The organism is Erythrobacter mangrovi (assembly GCF_013260645.1).
Taxonomy (GTDB): Bacteria; Pseudomonadota; Alphaproteobacteria; order Sphingomonadales; family Sphingomonadaceae; genus Qipengyuania; species Qipengyuania mangrovi.
The window spans coordinates 2,522,415-2,539,951 of sequence record NZ_CP053921.1; the positions used below are offsets into that span (position 1 = coordinate 2,522,415).

Consider the following 17,537-nt stretch of genomic DNA (forward strand, 5'->3'; position numbering starts at 1 on the left):
GATCAGGCCTTCGGGCGCAGGCCGAGCATATGGCAGATCGCATAGCTCAGCTCGGCGCGGTTGAGGGTGTAGAAATGGAACTGGCGTACCCCGCCAGCATAAAGGCGGCGGCACAATTCGGCGGCAATGGTCGCGCTGACCAGCTGGCGGGCTTCGGGGCGATCGTCGAGGCCTTCGAACAGGCCCTCCATCCATCCCGGAATTGCGGTGCCACACAGGCCGCTCATCCGCTGCACGGCGGCGAAGCTGAGGACCGGCATGATGCCCGGGACTATCTCGCCATTGATCCCCGCTGCAGTCGCCTTATCGCGGAAGGCGAAGAAGCTCTGCGGGTCGAAGAAGAACTGGGTGATCGCCCTCGTAGCCCCCGCATCGAACTTGGCCTTGAGGTTATCGATATCGGCCTGCGCGTTGGGTGAATCCGGATGAAGCTCCGGATAAGCGGCGCAGGAAATCTCGAAGTCCGCGACCTTCTTCAATCCCGCGATTAGGTCGACCGCGTTGGCATAACCGCCGGGGTGCGGCGCATACTTCGTGGCTCCGTCAGGCGGATCGCCGCGCAGCGCAACGATATGGCGGATGCCCTCGGCCCAGTAATGACGGGCGACCTCGTCCACCTCCTCGCGCGTGGCGTTGACGCAGGTGAGATGCGCAGCCGCGGGAATACCCGCCTCGTTCTGGATGCGCACGACCTGCTGGTGCGTACGCTCGCGCGTCGATCCGCCCGCGCCATAGGTTACGCTGGCAAAGCGCGGACCAAGCGGCTTCAACGTCTCGACGCTTTGCCATAGGGTCTCGGCCATCTTCTCGCTCTTGGGCGGGAAGAATTCGAAGCTCACCTCGATATCGCCCGGAAGACCGGAGAAAAGCGGGGTTTCAAGCGCACGCTGGGCTTCGCGCATCTGATCGAGCGTAGGGCTCATGATGCCGCCCTCCTTCTTTGGTTGGACCGACGAGCGATCCAGATCTTCACTACCAGTTCGCCATCCTCGAGTGCGATCGGCGCCGCAGGATCAAACCCTGCTTCCGCAAGCAATCCGTCCATCTGGCTGTCTTCGAAGCCGAGCCGCGCATGCGCATGGCGATCACGCAGTTCCTCGCGCTGATGCGCGGCGAAATCGGCGATGGCGATACGTCCTCCGGGCCGGGTCACCCGCGCAGCCTCGGCCAGTGCAGCACCGGGGGCCTGCGCGAAATGCAGCACCTGGTGGAACAGCACAGTGTCGAAGCTTTCCGGCGCAAAGGGCAGCGACGCAAAGTCGCCCTGCACCAGCTCGACCCGTTCGGCGGGCAGGTGCTGCAGCTTGGCCCGGGCCACGCGCAGCATGGCCAGGCTCTTGTCCAACGCCACTATGTGTTCGGCCCGTTCGGCGAACAGTTCGGCCATGCGGCCCGTGCCAGTACCGATGTCGAGCAGGCGCCCAAGCGGCGCATCGCCCAGGGCGCGGGCCATGGCGTCTTCGATCGCCTCATCCGAACTATGCATGCGACGCAGTTCGTCCCAGTCATCAGCATGGCGCGCGAAATAGGCCTGTGCCTCTGCCTCGCGGTGACTGCGGATTTCCGCCAGCTTGCGGCGATCCGCATCGCAGGCTTCGGCAAAGGCCGGATCCTCACCCTCCGCATCGGCCAAGAGCTGCGCGACGCTGCCACATAGCGACGACCCCTCAGCAGGCGCGGCGCAGCCACGAACGAATGTCCAACTCCCCTCGCGGCGCCTTTCGGCGAGACCGGCATCGCACAGGATACCGATGTGCCGCGAAACGCGTGGCTGGCTCTGGCCCAATACTTGCGCGACCTCGCCCACCGCCAGCTCCATCGAGCCGAGTAGGCGCAGGATGCGCAGCCGCGTCGGATCGGCCAGCGCACGAAAGATGGTTTCGGTTCGCATCGACAAGGAAGGATATAAAGGTATTCTTATATCTGTAAATCGAATGCCGCCTTACTCGGCAAAAAGATTGGCTATCGCGCGCTCTTTCCCAACCCAAACGGGAAATTAACCATTCTCAGCGATCACGGACCGGCGATGTCCACCGGTCCCGCCGATCCCGCGCCAGTGCGCGAACGCTTCGTCGAAGACCTTCTCGAGTATATGACGCTCGAGGAGAAGGCAGGGCAATTGGCACTGACGCCTCATGCCGGCGACGATCCGGCTTTCCATGACCAGCTGCGCCGCGGCCTCGTTGGCGGGGTCGTGGGCCAACTTGCCCCCGGCGAGGCGCAGACGATCCAGCGCATTGCCGCCGAAGAAACGCGACTTGGTATTCCCCTGTTCATTGCCATGGATACCACGCAGGGCTTGCGCACGCGCATCCCCTTGCCTGTCAGCGCGGCGAGCAGCTGGGATCTCGACGCGATCGAAGCCGCGGAAAACATGGTCGCAGAGGAAGCAGCCGCATTGGGTGTCAACTGGGCACTCACGCCTCTGATGGGGACCGCCGAATTCCTCGCCGAGGCCGGTTTCGACCAATCTGGAGGCGAGTCTCCATGGCTGGCTGCAAACGTCTCTGCGGCCCGCATTCGCGGACTGCAGGCGATGGATGCCGCGCAGCATATGCAAATGCTTGCTTGCCTCCAGCTCGGATCGAACGACCGGCGCAGCAACAGCGACCACGCGGCCCACGCACAAGCCGAGAAACTGCACTGTCTTGCGACCACGATCGAGCAATCGCGGCCTGGCAGCATTGCACCCGAAACCATCCTGAAGATTGCGGATACGAGCCACGCCAGCGCGAGTGAGACGATCGCCATGCTCAAGCAGCCGGGCGGCTATGAGGGCATCTTGCTGTCCGACTGGGTCAGTCTTGCCGAACGCGCGGGCCAATTGCCTGGATCACCCAGCTTCGTGTCCATCTCGGTCGAAAGACTGGTCGCCGCCGTCAACGACCGCGCCATCTCGAAGGCCGAACTGGATCAGGCGGTCCGCCGCGTGTTGGCCGCAAAATACGATCTTGGCCTATTCCGCTCCAGCTTCGCACCGGCCCAGTCACTGGCGGCCACGCCCCGCACGGTGCGCGATCCGGCGCTGGACCTGGCGCGCAAATCGATTGTGCTGCTACGCAACGACCCTGCCCTGCTCCCGCTGACCATCGACTCCGGCGAAGTCCTCGTGGTTGGCAGCGCTGCCCGCGACCGGATCCTGCCACTGGCCGGTGGTGGAGGTACAGGCGAAGCAGCCAGCGTAATCGACGGGCTCGAGGAACTGGGCATTGCCTGCAAGTTCGTTCCCGGTCTTGCCTTGCGCCACGAAGGCGCCACGGTCGATCGAATGATCGATGCGGATCGGATGGCGATCGGCATGGCTGGCGAAGCAGCACGGCGCACGCGCACGGTGATCTGCGTGCTCGGCGAGGTTCCCGGTGTCCCGGGCGAACCGTTGCGCGAAGCGACGCGCACCCTTATCGAAACGCTACGCGCGGCCAATCCGCGGCTGATCGTCGTCACGCTGGGCAGTCGCCCCATCGATCCTGACATCGGTGGGGAGCCATTGTCCTGCTTGCTCCACGCAGGTCTTTTGGGGACGCATTCAGGGCGCGCAATCGCCGAAGTCCTGTCTGGCGAGCATGATCCCAGCGGGCGCTTGCCCTATGCCATCCGTACGCGCGCGGGAGCGGAGCGCCTGCCCTTCGGCCACGGCCTGTCCTACGCCGATTTCGCGTTGACAGACTTTGCTGTCGAATTGGGGGCCGATCGACTTTTGGTCAGCGCCGTCGTACGCAACCTCGGCGAACGCGAGGGGAGCGAGGTTGCCCAACTCTTCGTCCGCCGTCTGGATCAGCCACAAGGCCCTGGCGAACCGGCGCTGCGCGGCTTCACCAGAGTATACCTGCATCCGGGCAATCGCGAATGCATCACTTTCGAGCTCGGCGCGGAAGAGCTCGGTATCTACGATGCGGCCGCACGGCGCGTGGTCGAAGCTGGCGCCTATGAAATCCGGCTCGGCTTCAATGAGAAGCGCGTGCAGGCAAGCGAAGTCTTCGTCCCGCATGGCGTAGCGGAGGCCATGACCAGCGGCAGCTACGAAGCCGACACAGCATATCCGCTGATCGTTTCGCGCGGGGCGTAGTCACTCCCGAAGCAGGGCCAGGAGTGCGAAACTGGCCAGCCAGTGTTCGCCCATGTAATCACCGGCAACATGCGGCAGGGCAGTCTCCAGATGCTGGTCGGCCAGGCGTAGAAGCAGACCCTCCACTTCATTACCCTCAAGCTTTGGCGCGATGGCGCGCAGACACCACGCTCGGCTGAGGTTCAGCCCATCGAGATGGGCGATCTTTCCGTCGCTGCGGTCGGAAACGAAGACGGGACGGCAGTCACGTGTGAGCCAGCCATTGGCGACCACCAGCGCCTCGAACCAGGGCGCGAAGGAAAGCTGCGGACGAACCTCAGCCATAAGCAAGGCTGCAGTGAGAACGGGAGAGAGGAATTCGTCGCCCCCCGGTTCCCATCCGCGATAGTCGCTGCGGTCGCCAAACGCGCGCTCCACCCAATCGTCGATCAACGCGACCAGCCCCGCATCCCGCCCAAGGGCCCAGCGCCGTGAAAGAACCAGCGCAAAGGCCGTATTGAAATGCGTTCCGACGGTGATCGGATAGGTCAGGACCCTGAGATAGTCGCGCAGACGTGCGGCGAATGCCTGCGCCAACGGTTCGAGACGCGCGGCCCATTCGTGGTCCGCATGCCGCTCAGCCTCGAGATGCAGGTAAAGCAACCAGCCCCAGCCGTAGGGTCTTTCGAATCCGCGCGCTGTTGGCCGATCCAAGTAGGCCAGTTCGATCGCGAGCTTGGCTTCGGTGAAGGTTTCTTCCGCCAAGGCTACAATCTGATGGGCTTCGGCCGTCTTCGGATAGTGTCGCCGCAAGGTCAGCAAGGTCCACCATCCGTGGACGCAACTGTGCCAGTCATAGCTACCGAAGAAGACCGGGTGTGCCACGCGCGGGGGCCGGACGTCCGCTTCGCTCTCGAAGACATGATCATCCTTGTAGGGATAGGGCCGCGTCACGTGGCCCAAGGCAATTCGGGCAAAATTGCGGGCGATGTACTCGGTCAGTTCCACAGCAGGAAGGCCCCCACATAGATTATCGCAACATTGCAGACCCAGAGTGGAAGGGCAGTTCCGATCTGCTGGCGGATCACCCCGTTCTGGTCCTTCAGTTCGAGCAGCGCCGCCGGCACGATGTTGAAGTTGGCCGCCATCGGCGTCATCAATGTACCGCAGAAGCCCGCGAGCATGCCGACCGCGCCGATAACCGCGGGGTTGCCGCCATATTGCTGAACCAACAGCGGAATACCGATCGCTGCCGCCATGACCGGGAAGGCGGCAAAGGCATTGCCCATGATCATCGTGAACAGCGCCATGCCTAGCGCGAAGACGAGGACGGTAAGGAAGACGCTGCCTTTGGGGATCACGTCTCCGGCTACCCCGCCGATGATATCGCCCACGCCTGCCAAGGCGAAAACAGCGCCCAACGCGGCAAGCATCTGCGGCAGGATCGCCGCCCAACCGATCGAGTCGAGCAACCGCCGACCTTCCTCGGCAGGGGCAAGCCACGGTGGTCGCAGCCACAGCATCGCCAATACCAGCGCCACCACGACACCCACCCCGAACAGGATCAAGGTCTCGCGCCGGGTCTCGAACAGGCCGGTCTCGCCAAATGGCGTGTAATTGTAGAGCAGCGTCCCCGCGACCGCCGTCAAAGGTACGACCAGCGCGGGAAGGAACAACCGGTTTCCGAGCCTTGCCGATAGGGCCTGCCGCTCTTCAACCGAAGTAGTCGAGGGATCGCTGCGCCTCAGGCCACCAAATCCGGCAATCGCAACCATGGCCAGCACCAGCAGCCCGTTGACCAGGTCAGAAACATGGCTGCCGATCAGGAAGCTCGCCGCGAGCAACGCCCAGAATCCGGCGTTGCCCCACAGCCGGTCACGCAGCGACAGCAGCGCCCACACGGCGAAACCCACACCTGCGAGTACATAGAGCCATTCATAGGTGATCATCGCCGCACCCTCCCCAGCCTGCGGTCGAAGGCGAGAATGCGGCTGCCATGGATCAGGAAGGCGCAGATCGCGGTAGGGATCGCCCAGACCGAAAGCTGCAGCGGCGTCAACGGGTAGCCCGCACTTTCGAACACGCCCTGAATCAGGAGGATCGAGGCAATTGCGAAGAAGATGTCTTCGCCAAAGAACAGGCCCACGTTGTCGGTCGCGGCGGCCATGGCCTTGACCTTGTCGCGCTCGCCCCCCGACAATTCACCATGAGTCTTCTGCGCCGCCGCCTCTGCCATCGGCGCGACGAGGGGGCGCACCGCCTGCGGATGGCCGCCAATGTCCTTCATCCCCAGCGCCGCCGTGACCTGCCGAAACGCAAGATAGGCAACCAGCAGCTTGCCCATGGTCGCCCCGCGCATACCCTCGATCACCGCCCGTGCGCGCTGCTGCAAGCCATAGCGTTCGAGCAGGCCGATCACAGGCAGGATAATCCAGGTGACCGAGATATAACGATTGTCGTTGAAGGCCTTGCCCAGCGCTTCGATCACCGCGACGAGGTCGAGCCCCGCGAGCACGCCCGTCGCCAGAGCCGCGCTGACCACAACGAGCAGCGGATTGAAACGCAGGGCAAAGCCAAGCACGACGATCACGATACCGAGCAGCGGCCAGTAATTCATTCGGATACCTCCCCAAATCCGCCGCCACCGGGCGTCAGGATCACAAAGCAATCGCCCGGTTGCATGTTCGCTGAAGCCGTTGCGCCGAGTTCCTCTCGCGTCCCATCCATCCGCTCGACCCAATTGCGGCCCGGCTGCGCATCTCCTCCACCGCAGATCCCCTTGGGCGCGATCCTGCGACGATTGGCGAGCATGTTGGCACGCATCGGTTCGAGGAACGTCACGCGCCGTTCAACCCCGTCACCGCCATGGTGCAATCCCGCTCCGCCCGAACCGTGACGGATCGCGAAGCTTTCCAGCCGCACAGGCAGGCGGGTTTCCAGTATTTCCGGATCGGTCAGTCGGCTGTTGGTCATATGGGTCTGTACGGCACTGGTCCCGTCATGGTCTGGCCCCGCACCCGAGCCGCCACATATCGTCTCGTAATATTGATGGCGTTGATTGCCGAAAGTGAAGTTGTTCATCGTCCCCTGGCTGGGCGCAAGACGGCTGGTGGCGGCGAACAACGCATCGGTGACTACCTGGCTGGTTTCGACATTTCCCGCGACCACCGCTGCGCCGGGTTTCGGGTTCAACATCGAACCTTCGGGCACAACCAGTTCAACCGGACGCAGGCAGCCATCGTTCATCGGGATCGCGTCATCGATCAGCGTGCGCAGCACATAGAGCGCGGCTGCCCGGGTGATCGAATGCGGGGCGTTGAAGTTATCGGGTAGCTGGCCACAGGTCCCGGTAAAGTCGAACACCGCGGAGCGTTCGGCGCGGTCGATGCGGATCGCCACTTGCACGGTCGCTCCATTGTCCATCTCATAAGCGAATGAGCCGTCATCCAGGCGGTCGAGCAGGCGACGCACGCTCTCTTCGGCATTGGCTAAGACGTGATCCATATAGGCTGCAACCACGTCTGCACCCTGGTCTTGTGCCGCGCCCCGCAACAGCTCCGCCCCGCGCGTGCAGGCGGCAAGTTGGGCGCGCAAGTCGGAGAGGTTGCGGTCGGGATTGCGAGCCGGATACGCCGCCGAAGCGAGCAAGGTGCGCATCGCCGCCTCCTCAAAGCGCCCCTCGTCGACCAGCAGCGCATTGTCGATCAGGACGCCCTCTTCCTCGATCGTCTGGCTTTCAGGCGGCATCGAACCGGGCGCGATCCCGCCGATATCGGCATGATGGCCGCGTGCAGCGACAAAGGCATCAGGCTCGCTCCCATCGTCGTCATAGAAGACCGGGACGATCACCGTGATGTCAGGCAGGTGCGTACCGCCCCGGTAGGGATCATTGAGCACATAGGCGTCGCCGCGCCGGAAGCCGCGCCCATCCCTGCCCTTGCCCCTCGCCTCGATCACGCGAGCGATGCTGTCGCCCATGCTGCCCAGATGGACCGGGATGTGCGGCGCGTTGGCGATCAGCGCACCATCTCGGTCGAACAGCGCGCAGGAGAAGTCGAGCCGCTCCTTGATATTGACCGAGGTAGCGGTCGACTGGAGCACCACCCCCATCTCTTCGGCGATGGCCATGAAGAGGTTGTTGAATATCTCGAGGCGCACCGGGTCCACAGCCGTACCCGCAGCACGGTCACGCTCGAGCGCGGTCACGCGGGTAAGGACGAGGCTGCCCTCGCGCTCGAGCCGTGCCTGCCAGCCTTCCTCGATGACCGTCGTCGAACCGGAATCGATCACCAACGCGGGCCCGTCGACCGCGTCGCCGACCTGCATTGCCACCCGCTCGATGGTCGGCCAATTGCCGGACGCCTTCCCTCGCGCCGCCACAGGCTCGGGCACGGCGCTGGCCAACCCGCCCGAATGCCCGCTTGCTTCGACGCTAAGCGCCTCGACCACGATTTCCGCCTCCGCATCCGAATAGCCGAAGCGTTGGCGATGGAGCGCACGGAAGCTCGCTTGCATCTCTGCCGGATCGCCACAGGTGATGGCCAGCAGGCTGTCGCTTCCCGCAAAGCGCAGGCGGGCACGACTTTCGAGGGCGATAGCCGCCCGGGCTATTCCCTGGTCGAGAAGGACCTGCCGTGCCTCCTCTTCAAGCTTGCCGAGTTCCTCGTCGAAGCTCTCCCCCAGCGGACGCACGAGGCTGACTTCGCGGATCGCCTTCACCGGCGCGAGGCCGATGCCATAGGCGGAGAGAATACCCGCCAGTGGGTGGACCAGCACCGTCTCCATCCCCAGCGCGTCGGCCACCTTGCAAGCATGCTGCCCGCCCGCCCCACCGAAACAGGCCAGCGCATAAGTCGCGACGTCGTGCCCGCGTGCAACGCTGATCTTGCGGATGGCGTTGGCCATGCTGTCGATCGCTATGGCGAGAAAACCCTCGGCGATGGCTTCCAGGGGTTGAGGTTCGGGCAAGTTCGCAGCAACCTCCTCGAGCCGTGCCTTCGATGCCATCGGATCGAGTGGCTCGTCGCCATGCGGTCCAAAGACGCTGGGAAAGAACGCCGGATCGATCCGACCGAGGAAAAGGTTGCAGTCAGTCACCGTCAATGGCCCGCCCTTGCGGTAACAGGCCGGCCCCGGATCCGCCCCGGCACTCTCTGGCCCAACGCGGAAGCGCGAGCCATCAAAGCGGCAAATCGACCCGCCACCCGCCGCAACCGTATGAATCTGCATCATCGGCGCGGCGACCCTGACTCCTGCCACCACGCTGTCGCCCGTGAGTTCATACTCGCCAGCGTAGTGGGCAACGTCGGTGCTGGTCCCGCCCATGTCGAAACCGATCAGCTTGCGGTGACCGAGCGGCGCATTCGCCGCGACCATGCCAACTACCCCGCCTGCCGGACCGGAGAGGATCGCATCCTTGCCACGAAACGCGCCGACTTCGGCGAGGCCGCCATTCGATTGCATGAAGCGCAGGTTTCCAGTCGCGGGCAGGCTGGCTTGCAACGTGTCGGTATAGCGCCTGAGAACCGGCGAGAGATAAGCATCGACCACCGTAGTGTCGCCGCGCGGGACGAGGCGGATCAAGGGTGCTACTTCATGGCTGACGCTAACCTGCGTGAAGCCGACATCGCGTGCGATCCGTGCGAGCCGCGCTTCATGGTCGCGATAACGCCAACCATGCATCAGCACGATGGCGAGCGCCTCGAAACCATCAGTGCGCAAGGCATCTAGGGCTGCCCGGGCATGCGTTTCGTCAAGCCGACGCAGGATCTCTCCGTCGACAGCGACCCGCTCATCGATCTCGACCACGCGTGCCGGCAATTGTTCCGGCAGCACGATATGCCGCGCAAAGATTTCCGGCCGCGCCTGTGTTCCGATGCGCAGCGCATCACCGAACCCCTTGGTAGTCGCCAAAGCCAAGCGTTCGCCCTTGCGTTCGAGCAGGGCATTGGTGGCGACCGTGGTGCCGATGCGCACCTCGGCGATCGGTCCCTCGCCATGCCGGGCCATCAGGCGGCGCACCGCTTCGCTGGCGGCATCAGCATAGAAGCCGGGATTTTCGGACAGCAGCTTGTCGGTCACCAGCCGCCCGTCGGGCGTAGTCGCGACGACGTCGGTAAAGGTTCCCCCGCGATCGATGGCGAAACGCCAACCGCTTGCTCCCGAGCTGGTATCCTGCGTCTGGTCCATCGGCGGCACCCTAAGCAAGCGCACATTGCACGCAACAGCCCAAAGTATGGCACGGATTGCTGCGCACAGGTTTTTTGCGTTGCAAAGACAGTGCGAATCCTCACATCGTGGGCACGCAATGCTACGTCAGTACGAACTTGTAGAAAGGGTCCTCGAATACGACCCCAACGCCGACCAGGCGATGCTGAATCGCGCCTATGTCTATACGGTGCAGAAGCACGGGACCCAGACCCGTGCTTCAGGGGATCCATATTTCAGCCATCCGGTCGAAGTGGCCGGTCTGATGACCGATCTCAAGCTCGACCAGGAGACGATCGTCACTGCATTGCTCCACGACACGGTCGAGGACACGCTGGCGACGATCGAGGACATCGAAAAGAACTTCGGCACCGATGTCGCACGCCTTGTCGACGGGGTGACCAAGCTCTCCAAGATCGAACAGTTGCCCGAAAACGATCGGGCGGCGGAGAATCTGCGCAAGTTCCTGCTGGCGATGAGCGAGGATATCCGCGTGCTGCTGGTCAAGCTTGGCGACCGGCTGCACAACATGCGCACCCTGCATTTCATCAAGAGTTCCGAAAAGCGCCAACGCATCGCCCGCGAGACGATGGATATCTACGCCCCGCTGGCTGAGCGGGTGGGCATGTATGAATACATGCGCGAGATGCAAATGCTCGCCTTCGAGCAGATCGAACCCGAAGCCTATCGCACGATCACCCAACGGCTCGAACAGATCCGCAGCGAGGATGGCGGGCAAGTCGATGCCATCGCGCTCGACATGAAGCATGCGCTGGCCGAAGCGGGGATCACGACCGAGGTCTCGGGCCGCGAAAAGCATCCCTATTCGATCTGGCGCAAGATGGCGGAACGTCACGTCAGCTTCGAACAGGTGACCGACATCATGGCGTTCCGGATCATCACCGAAGACGTCGTCGACTGCTACCGCGCATTGGGTGTCCTGCACACCACCTGGCAATTCCTGCCGGGCAAATTCAAGGACTATATCTCGACACCCAAGACCAACGGCTACAAGTCGCTCCACACATCGCTGATCTATGGCAAGTCGATGCGCGTCGAGGTGCAGATCCGCACCCGCGAGATGCACCGCACCAACGAATTCGGGCTTGCCGCGCACTGGGCCTACAAGCAGGGCAATCGACCGGATGGGCAAGTCGGCTGGTTGCGCGACCTTATCGAAATCGTCGATGCCAGCCATGATGCCGAAGAACTGCTCGAGCACACCCGATTGGCAGTCTACCAGGACCGTATCTTCGCCTTTACCCCCAAGGGCGCGCTGTTCCAGCTGCCCAAGGGCGCAACCCCGGTCGACTTCGCCTTCGCCGTGCATACCGATCTGGGTGCCCAGACCGTCGGCGCGAAGATCAACGGGCGGCACATGCCGCTGCGCACCCAGCTCAACAACGGCGACGTGGTCGAGATCATCAAGAGCGCGAAGGCCGAACCGCAGATGAGCTGGCTGGGCTTCGTCGTTACCGGCAAGGCGCGCGCTTCGATCCGCCGCGCGGTACGCCTCAAGGAACGCGCGGAAATTGCCGAAATCGGCAAAAAGCTGTTCGACGAGATTGCGCTGCGCGTGCCTGCCAAGATCGGGAAGAAGGCGGTCCGCGAGGCGCTCAAGCGGCTCGATATGGAGGAAGAGGAAGACCTTTTCTACGCCGTCGGTGCGGCCAAGATCGAAGACCGGCAGATCATGGAAGCATTGGTCCCAGGATGCACCGCGGACCTGGAGGATGAGCCAGACTGGACCCGCAGCGGAAAGGCGCTGTCGATCCGCGGTCTGACCCCCGGCGTCGGCTTCCAACTCGCTTCATGCTGCCACCCGGTGCCGGGCGACCGCATCGTTGGCATCCGCAAGGCAGGCGAAGGGGTCGAAGTCCATGCGATCGACTGCCCGCAGCTCGCCAGCGGGATCGACACCGACTGGCTCGACCTCAGCTGGGGTAAGCGCTCGCGCGGGGCCGTCGGCCAGCTGCGCGTGACGCTCTACGATCGGCCGGGTACCCTGGCCGAGATGGCGACGATCTTCGCCCAGAACCACAGCAATGTGACTACGCTCGAGCAGACCCAGCTCGATCATCCCTTCACCACTTACGAGGTCGAGCTGGAAGTGCAGGACCTTCCGCACCTGACGCGCATCCTCAGCGCACTGCGGGCAAGCGACGCGGTAGCGCAGGCGGAGCGGGTATGAACCACATCACCGGGATCGATCACGTCCAGCTGGCCATGCCGCATGGCGGGGAACCGCATGCACGGCGTTTCTGGGAAGGGATCATGGGCCTGCACGAAGTCGCCAAGCCGCCGCACCTGGCGGTCAATGGCGGGTGCTGGTTCGAAGGCGATGGGATCGCGATCCATTGCGGGGTCGAAGACGGCTTTCTCCCGGCACGCCGCGCCCATCCGGCTTTGTTGGTGCGTGACTTGCGCACGCTGGTTACCCGGCTCGAGCAGGCGGGTATCCCGTTCAAGCCGGGCAAGAAGCTCGAAGGCTATGTCCGTGGCGACATTGCCGATCCCTTCGGCAATCGCATCGAGCTGATGCAGCGGGTCTAGAGCAGCTCAAGCTTGATCGCTGCCTTGTCGCCGGCGACGAGGTCCTCTGCCTTCAGCACCTTGCGGCCGACAAGCAGCCACCACTCGCCCGTCTTCGAAGGAAAGACCGAGGTCTTCCAGCGCGTCCCGCCCACCTGTGCCATCACCTTGACCGATCCGAAGCCGCGCCGCGCACCGAACTCCAGCCGACGAAGCCGCTCGTGCATGGTGATCGCTTCGGCCGCGTCGGCGCCGATCGTGACCACATGATAGACGGCCTTCTCGCCCTGCCAGCGAGCGATTTCAGCGGTGAAAGCGACCTGCTCGCTCACTCGGCGACGCGCCGGATCGGAACCGGGATGTTGCAGATGTCGGCGCCGCCTGCGGGAACGATGAAGAAGGGATCGCGCCGGTTCGCGCGGGCATCGGCATAGCGGGCGAAGGTTTCGCCTTCGGTCGAGAGATATTCGAAGCGCGGGCGCTCGGCCTCGGGCAGGTCGCTCGCGACGCGAACCGAAAGGATGGGCGTGCGCTTGTAGGCCTCGTCTGCGGCATAGAACCCAAGGTCGCCATGCCCGCGCGGCAGCGAGGAGAGGTGCTCCATCCCTTCCACGATCCGTCCAACCAGCGCGATATTTCGGTCGAGATGGCGCGGCGGCGTACCGATCACGGTGTAAAGTTCGGCGCCCGAGCCGGTGTCGGGTGAGAGGTTCCGGCCAACGCCGACCATGCCGTAGCAGTGGACGGGCCAGACTTCTGAAGAAGGTGAACCAGCCTCTTGGGAAAGAGGCCAGCCCATATTGAACAGAGCCCTCGAGCTATAACTGTCACTTGGGAGCGTTTGCGTGATCGCTTTGCGCACGGCACCTACTGAATCCACAAGCCCTGACGAAAGCAACTTTAGGCCCGAGGCATCTCCTTCCGCCTCAAGCCATGCCTTGGTTACCGCGATATTGGTACTTGCGTACTCACTCTCACTCATCACCTTGAGTCCCTCGGGCAATGGCTTCGCCTCACCCGTCGCCTCGGGATTGTCATAGTTCACGTCGCCCCACTGGACGACGTAATTGTCCTGCACGCGGTTGACGGTGATGTTGTCGTACCAATGCGCGCGGGCGAAGGTCCGGATATTTTCGACCCAGCCTTGCGAGAAGGGCGCTGGTATCAGCTGGATCACAACCTTGCGCTCATGTCCGTCGGCATGATCGGCAAGTGTCATCACCAGCAGGTCGTCGGCCGGGATTTCCTTCCACTCGCTTGGCTCGGCTTGCGCGACGATCTCCCCCGGCGACGGTGCGCCCTCTGGCTCCTCCTGCGCAACAACGGGAACGGACAAGGCGAGGGTGGCGGCGAGCGCGGTCAGGTTCCTGATCATATTGCGCTTGGTGCCACCTGCCCGGCGCAAACGAAAGCCCCCTCTCGCGCATTGTACGGGCGAAAGGGGGCTTCGAGACGGTGTTCGCTGGGAATGCCTGATCCGCGCAGCACCGTCGCTGTCACGAGGTGTATCACCAATTTCATAAAGGGGAAGCAAAGCCTCCCACTTCGGCTTGCGAAAAGCCCTTCCCGCCGCTAGAGGCGCGCGTTCTTGGATGGCCTACCGCGCTTTGCGCTACTTGAGGCCGGGTTTCACAAGGACCCGACCGTTCTCAAGCAGCGAAGCGATAGGACAACAGGAAACGGAGCGGTGGCCGAGTGGTCGAAGGCGCACGCCTGGAAAGTGTGTATACGGTAACCCCGTATCGAGGGTTCGAATCCCTCCCGCTCCGCCACCTAGTCTGGGGTTTGGCCGAAATCTGAGAAGTAGCTCGCCGGAACCGCGCAGTTCCGCGGGCTTTCGGGATGATCCGGTACCTCAGAGAGCCAATTCTCTCTCCGCAATCCAGGCAAATCCCGCAAGTTTCCCTGCAGCCCCTTGGCGAGGTACCGGATTGGGGTTCCAGGCCAAATGATATCCTCGCACCCTGCTTCTGCGCCTGCAACAGGGAGGAACGTGCGTGGTTCCATCGGTGCGGAACCGACAATCCCCTGCCAAAGCAAGAGCTTCATGGTGGCGAGCATCTTGCCTGTTCCCGACTAATAGGGAGTCCAGAGCTTCGAATCAGGAAGCAGAACGCAGTTCGTTCATCAAGTATTTCAATGGCTTAAATGAACTTCACGTTTGACATCCGATCGCCAATGCCCATCGATCCTTTCCTCAACGTCAACGATCATGCCACGCTTACAGAGGCGGCCAGTTGGATCAGAACGCGAGAGCGGTAACGCTGTCTCCAACGCTTAGTGCGGCACTGTCTGCCGGGCAGCGGATTAGCCGGTCGGCCTGAAGCAGCGCTGCCTGGACACCACTCCCCTGATTGTCGAGCACCGTCAGACCCGCTTCGTCCCAGCGCGCGCGGACGAAGGTCTCGCGTGAGCCAGTCGCTTTCAGCTCCTTAGCCAGCGGGAGTTGGTGCCAACGGTGTGCGCCACTACCACCTTGCAGCTGTGCGAGAATGGGACGTAGGAAAAGTGCGGCGGTGACCATGGCGGAGGTCGGATTGCCGGGCAGGCCTAGCACTAGCGAGTCTTGCGCCTTGCCCAGCCACACCGGCTTGCCCGGCTTCATCGCAACCTTATCGAACAGCAATGCAAGACCATGTGGCGCAAACATCTGCTTGGCAAAATCACGCTCGCCCACCGAAGCGCCTCCGGTCACGATTACGAGATCGGCACCATCGAGTGCCTCTCCTGCCGCCTTGGTCAGCGCTGCGAGATCGTCCGCTCCGCTACGGCGTGACACGAGATTGCCGCCTGACTCTTCTACCATTGCGGCAATGCCGAAGCTCACGCTTTCGGGGATGGCATCGGGCACACGGTACGCCGATCCAGGGACGGCCAGTTCGTCACCAGTGGCGAAAAGCGCGATTTGCGGGCGGCGTGCCACCACCACATGCGTAACATCGGCGGCGGCCGCTACGACCATCGCACGCGCGTCCAGCATGGTTCCTTTGGGGATCAGCTCGTCGCCTGCGCGAAAATCGCTCCCATCGGCGCGAACGTGAGACGCTGGACCATAGCCCTGCGTGAACCGCACCTCGTTGCCGTCACACGAAGCATACTCTTGCAAGATGACCATATCCGCACGACTAGGCAGACGCGCACCGGTGAATATCCGCACAGCTTGGCCAGGCAATAGCGTTCCATCAAAGCTGCGGCCTGCATGCGATTGCCCGATCACTTCGAGGGCTTCGTCCGGAGAAGTCCCCGCTGCGATCACGGCATAGCCATCCATCGCCGAGACAGGCCAGCGGGGCGCATCGCTGCGGGCATGGAGCGGCTTGGCGAGCACACGCCCATGCGCTTCAGCAAGCGGAATCCGCTCTTCGGAGAGTGCAACGACATGGTGCGATATCAACTCGAGCGCTTCGTCAACGGTAATCACGCCTGCTTCCTCGAGTCTGATTTTCCGCCCTGCTTTGTGGTGACACGGATCGCGCCAATCTCTATGCCCTTGTCGACCGCGTTGAGCGTGTCGAACAGTGTGAGCCAGGCAACCGTTGCGGCGGTCACCTCAGCCTTGGACAAGGCCAGTGGATGGCAAGGCGGGATCAGATTGGCGGTGCGCTTTGCCGCAATCTCGCTTGCCAGTTCGGCAGTGCCTGTCACGCTGCCCATGGACGTCTTGTCGACCTTGACCAATTCGGGCGTGCCGGAAGCGCAAACCAGCTCGCCTTGCGCCCACGCTAGCTGCGAAGTTACGCCCTTGCTGCCGACATCCACTATGAGCGCGCGGCCTTCCTGGTCGAGATGAGTGAGCATGCTCATGCGCAGACCTCGCGCAGCCGCGGCAATTGCCCGGCAATCGAACAGGGGCGATAGCGGCTGTCGAGTTCATAACGCAGGACTCCGTCCCAGGCATCACGGCAGGCACCGGTCGATCCGGGGACACAGAAGATGAAACTGTCGCCTGCCTGGCCTGCAAAGGCTCGCGATTGCAAAGTCGAAACACCGATCGTTTCCATGCTGACCTGATGAAATACTACGCTGAAACCATCCATCACCCGGCTAAGCAGCGGCACAACCGCTTCAGGGGTGACATCGCGCGGAGTGAAGCCGGTGCCGCCCGTGCTGAGGATGATCTCGACGTCCGGATCCTCGACCCAGTGTTGCACCTGCGCGCGGATCGAGTCGACCTTGTCCTTGACTATTGCGCGCGCGACCAGTTCGTGACCTGCACCAGTCAGGCGTGCTGCCAGCAAATCACCGGAGGTGTCTGTCTCTGCCGTGCGCGTATCGGACACCGTCAGCACAGCGATCTTGAGTGGGTGGAAAGGCAGGCTTTCATCAATTCCGGGCATTTTTGTTCCTGTTCAACCTAATCCTCATCGGACCAGCGGGCGACATCCTCGTGGTCGCTGAGGGTCGGCTCGATCCAGTGGTTGCCTTCCACGCCTTCCTCGTCGACCAGATCGGCGAAAGCGCGCAGCAAATCGGCAGAATCGAAGATATCCGTCGCAAGAGTGACTGCGGCGCTCATCCGCCCGAGACCGGGGGAAACAGAGCTACTTCATCATCCGGCAAGACGCATAGGATCGGTGCAACCACCGCCTCGTTGACGCAGACCTTGATTCTTCCCGTGGCAAGCGGCGAATGCTGCCGCGCGCTCAGCAGGAAAAGGTCGGCGACGCTGCATCCATCACTGGGGACTGTCACCTTCACAAAAGCGCCCTGCAGTTCGGCGAGCTTGCCACACAATTCAAGTGTGAGCATGACC

General features: G+C 62.9%; 16 protein-coding genes and 1 tRNA gene. 4 read left to right on the forward strand and 13 right to left on the reverse strand.

Annotated features, from left to right (window positions below; translation table 11 throughout):
* Positions 1-2: 2 nt before the first annotated feature.
* Both metF and HQR01_RS12720 read right to left on the reverse strand, forming a co-directional pair.
* Complete coding sequence (gene metF, locus HQR01_RS12715) at positions 3-923, reverse strand: methylenetetrahydrofolate reductase [NAD(P)H] (protein ID WP_173215217.1); 921 nt, start codon at positions 921-923, stop codon at positions 3-5.
* Positions 920-1,891 carry an ArsR/SmtB family transcription factor gene (locus HQR01_RS12720; protein ID WP_173215218.1) on the reverse strand — a complete coding sequence of 324 codons (972 nt, stop codon included), beginning with the start codon at positions 1,889-1,891 and terminating at the stop codon, positions 920-922. Before HQR01_RS12720 ends, metF begins: the two co-directional genes overlap by 4 nt.
* A gap of 135 nt (positions 1,892-2,026) precedes the next feature.
* Here HQR01_RS12720 and HQR01_RS12725 point away from each other — a divergent pair, with 135 nt between their 5' ends.
* Positions 2,027-4,066 (forward strand): glycoside hydrolase family 3 C-terminal domain-containing protein, encoded by a 2,040-nt coding sequence (locus HQR01_RS12725; RefSeq protein ID WP_173215219.1) that lies wholly within the window; start codon positions 2,027-2,029, stop codon positions 4,064-4,066.
* Here HQR01_RS12725 and HQR01_RS12730 read toward each other — a convergent pair whose 3' ends face one another.
* Genes HQR01_RS12730 through HQR01_RS12745 form a run of 4 tightly spaced genes read right to left on the reverse strand, consistent with a single transcriptional unit; the run spans position 4,067 to position 10,234 of the window.
* Complete coding sequence (locus HQR01_RS12730; RefSeq protein WP_173215220.1) at positions 4,067-5,053, reverse strand: DUF2891 domain-containing protein; 987 nt, start codon at positions 5,051-5,053, stop codon at positions 4,067-4,069.
* On the reverse strand, positions 5,044-5,994 hold the full coding sequence (locus tag HQR01_RS12735) for a DUF979 domain-containing protein (protein WP_173215221.1): 951 nt from the start codon (positions 5,992-5,994) through the stop codon (positions 5,044-5,046). Before HQR01_RS12735 ends, HQR01_RS12730 begins: the two co-directional genes overlap by 10 nt.
* Positions 5,991-6,662 (reverse strand): DUF969 domain-containing protein, encoded by a 672-nt coding sequence (locus tag HQR01_RS12740; RefSeq protein ID WP_173215222.1) that lies wholly within the window; start codon positions 6,660-6,662, stop codon positions 5,991-5,993. The genes HQR01_RS12735 and HQR01_RS12740 overlap by 4 nt, the downstream gene beginning before the upstream one ends.
* Positions 6,659-10,234 (reverse strand): hydantoinase B/oxoprolinase family protein, encoded by a 3,576-nt coding sequence (locus tag HQR01_RS12745; protein WP_173215223.1) that lies wholly within the window; start codon positions 10,232-10,234, stop codon positions 6,659-6,661. The genes HQR01_RS12740 and HQR01_RS12745 overlap by 4 nt, the downstream gene beginning before the upstream one ends.
* 118 nt (positions 10,235-10,352) lie before the next feature.
* On the opposite strand from HQR01_RS12745, the gene HQR01_RS12750 reads away from it, so the two are divergent.
* Complete coding sequence (locus tag HQR01_RS12750) at positions 10,353-12,443, forward strand: RelA/SpoT family protein (protein WP_173215224.1); 2,091 nt, start codon at positions 10,353-10,355, stop codon at positions 12,441-12,443.
* The gene (locus HQR01_RS12755) at positions 12,440-12,805 is read left to right on the forward strand and encodes a VOC family protein (protein WP_173215225.1); all 366 of its coding nucleotides are present in this window, start codon (positions 12,440-12,442) and stop codon (positions 12,803-12,805) included. Before HQR01_RS12750 ends, HQR01_RS12755 begins: the two co-directional genes overlap by 4 nt.
* Here HQR01_RS12755 and HQR01_RS12760 read toward each other — a convergent pair.
* Positions 12,802-13,116, reverse strand: a complete 315-nt coding sequence (locus HQR01_RS12760; RefSeq protein WP_173215226.1) for a DUF1905 domain-containing protein — start codon at positions 13,114-13,116, stop codon at positions 12,802-12,804. The two genes, HQR01_RS12755 and HQR01_RS12760, sit on opposite strands and share 4 nt — an antisense overlap.
* Positions 13,113-14,159, reverse strand: a complete 1,047-nt coding sequence (locus HQR01_RS12765; protein WP_173215227.1) for a peptidylprolyl isomerase — start codon at positions 14,157-14,159, stop codon at positions 13,113-13,115. Before HQR01_RS12765 ends, HQR01_RS12760 begins: the two co-directional genes overlap by 4 nt.
* A 306-nt stretch (positions 14,160-14,465) precedes the next feature.
* Between HQR01_RS12765 and HQR01_RS12770 the strand changes: the two genes are divergently transcribed.
* Positions 14,466-14,556: transfer RNA gene (locus HQR01_RS12770), tRNA-Ser, on the forward strand.
* A gap of 470 nt (positions 14,557-15,026) precedes the next feature.
* Here HQR01_RS12770 and HQR01_RS12775 read toward each other — a convergent pair.
* From HQR01_RS12775 to HQR01_RS12795, 5 genes are read right to left on the reverse strand one after another with little or no spacing between them, the layout of a single operon-like run.
* Positions 15,027-16,205: a molybdopterin molybdotransferase MoeA gene (locus HQR01_RS12775; RefSeq protein ID WP_199800334.1), complete on the reverse strand. Its 1,179-nt coding sequence runs from the start codon at positions 16,203-16,205 to the stop codon at positions 15,027-15,029.
* A complete protein-coding gene (locus tag HQR01_RS12780) occupies positions 16,202-16,588 on the reverse strand; it encodes a cyclic pyranopterin monophosphate synthase MoaC (RefSeq protein WP_173215228.1) in 387 nt (128 codons plus the stop codon). Before HQR01_RS12780 ends, HQR01_RS12775 begins: the two co-directional genes overlap by 4 nt.
* A complete protein-coding gene (moaB, locus tag HQR01_RS12785; protein WP_173215229.1) occupies positions 16,585-17,121 on the reverse strand; it encodes a molybdenum cofactor biosynthesis protein B in 537 nt (178 codons plus the stop codon). The genes HQR01_RS12780 and moaB overlap by 4 nt, the downstream gene beginning before the upstream one ends.
* A 17-nt stretch (positions 17,122-17,138) precedes the next feature.
* On the reverse strand, positions 17,139-17,300 hold the full coding sequence (locus HQR01_RS12790; RefSeq protein WP_173215230.1) for a hypothetical protein: 162 nt from the start codon (positions 17,298-17,300) through the stop codon (positions 17,139-17,141).
* A complete protein-coding gene (locus HQR01_RS12795) occupies positions 17,297-17,533 on the reverse strand; it encodes a MoaD/ThiS family protein (protein WP_173215231.1) in 237 nt (78 codons plus the stop codon). The genes HQR01_RS12790 and HQR01_RS12795 overlap by 4 nt, the downstream gene beginning before the upstream one ends.
* Positions 17,534-17,537 lie beyond the last annotated feature (4 nt).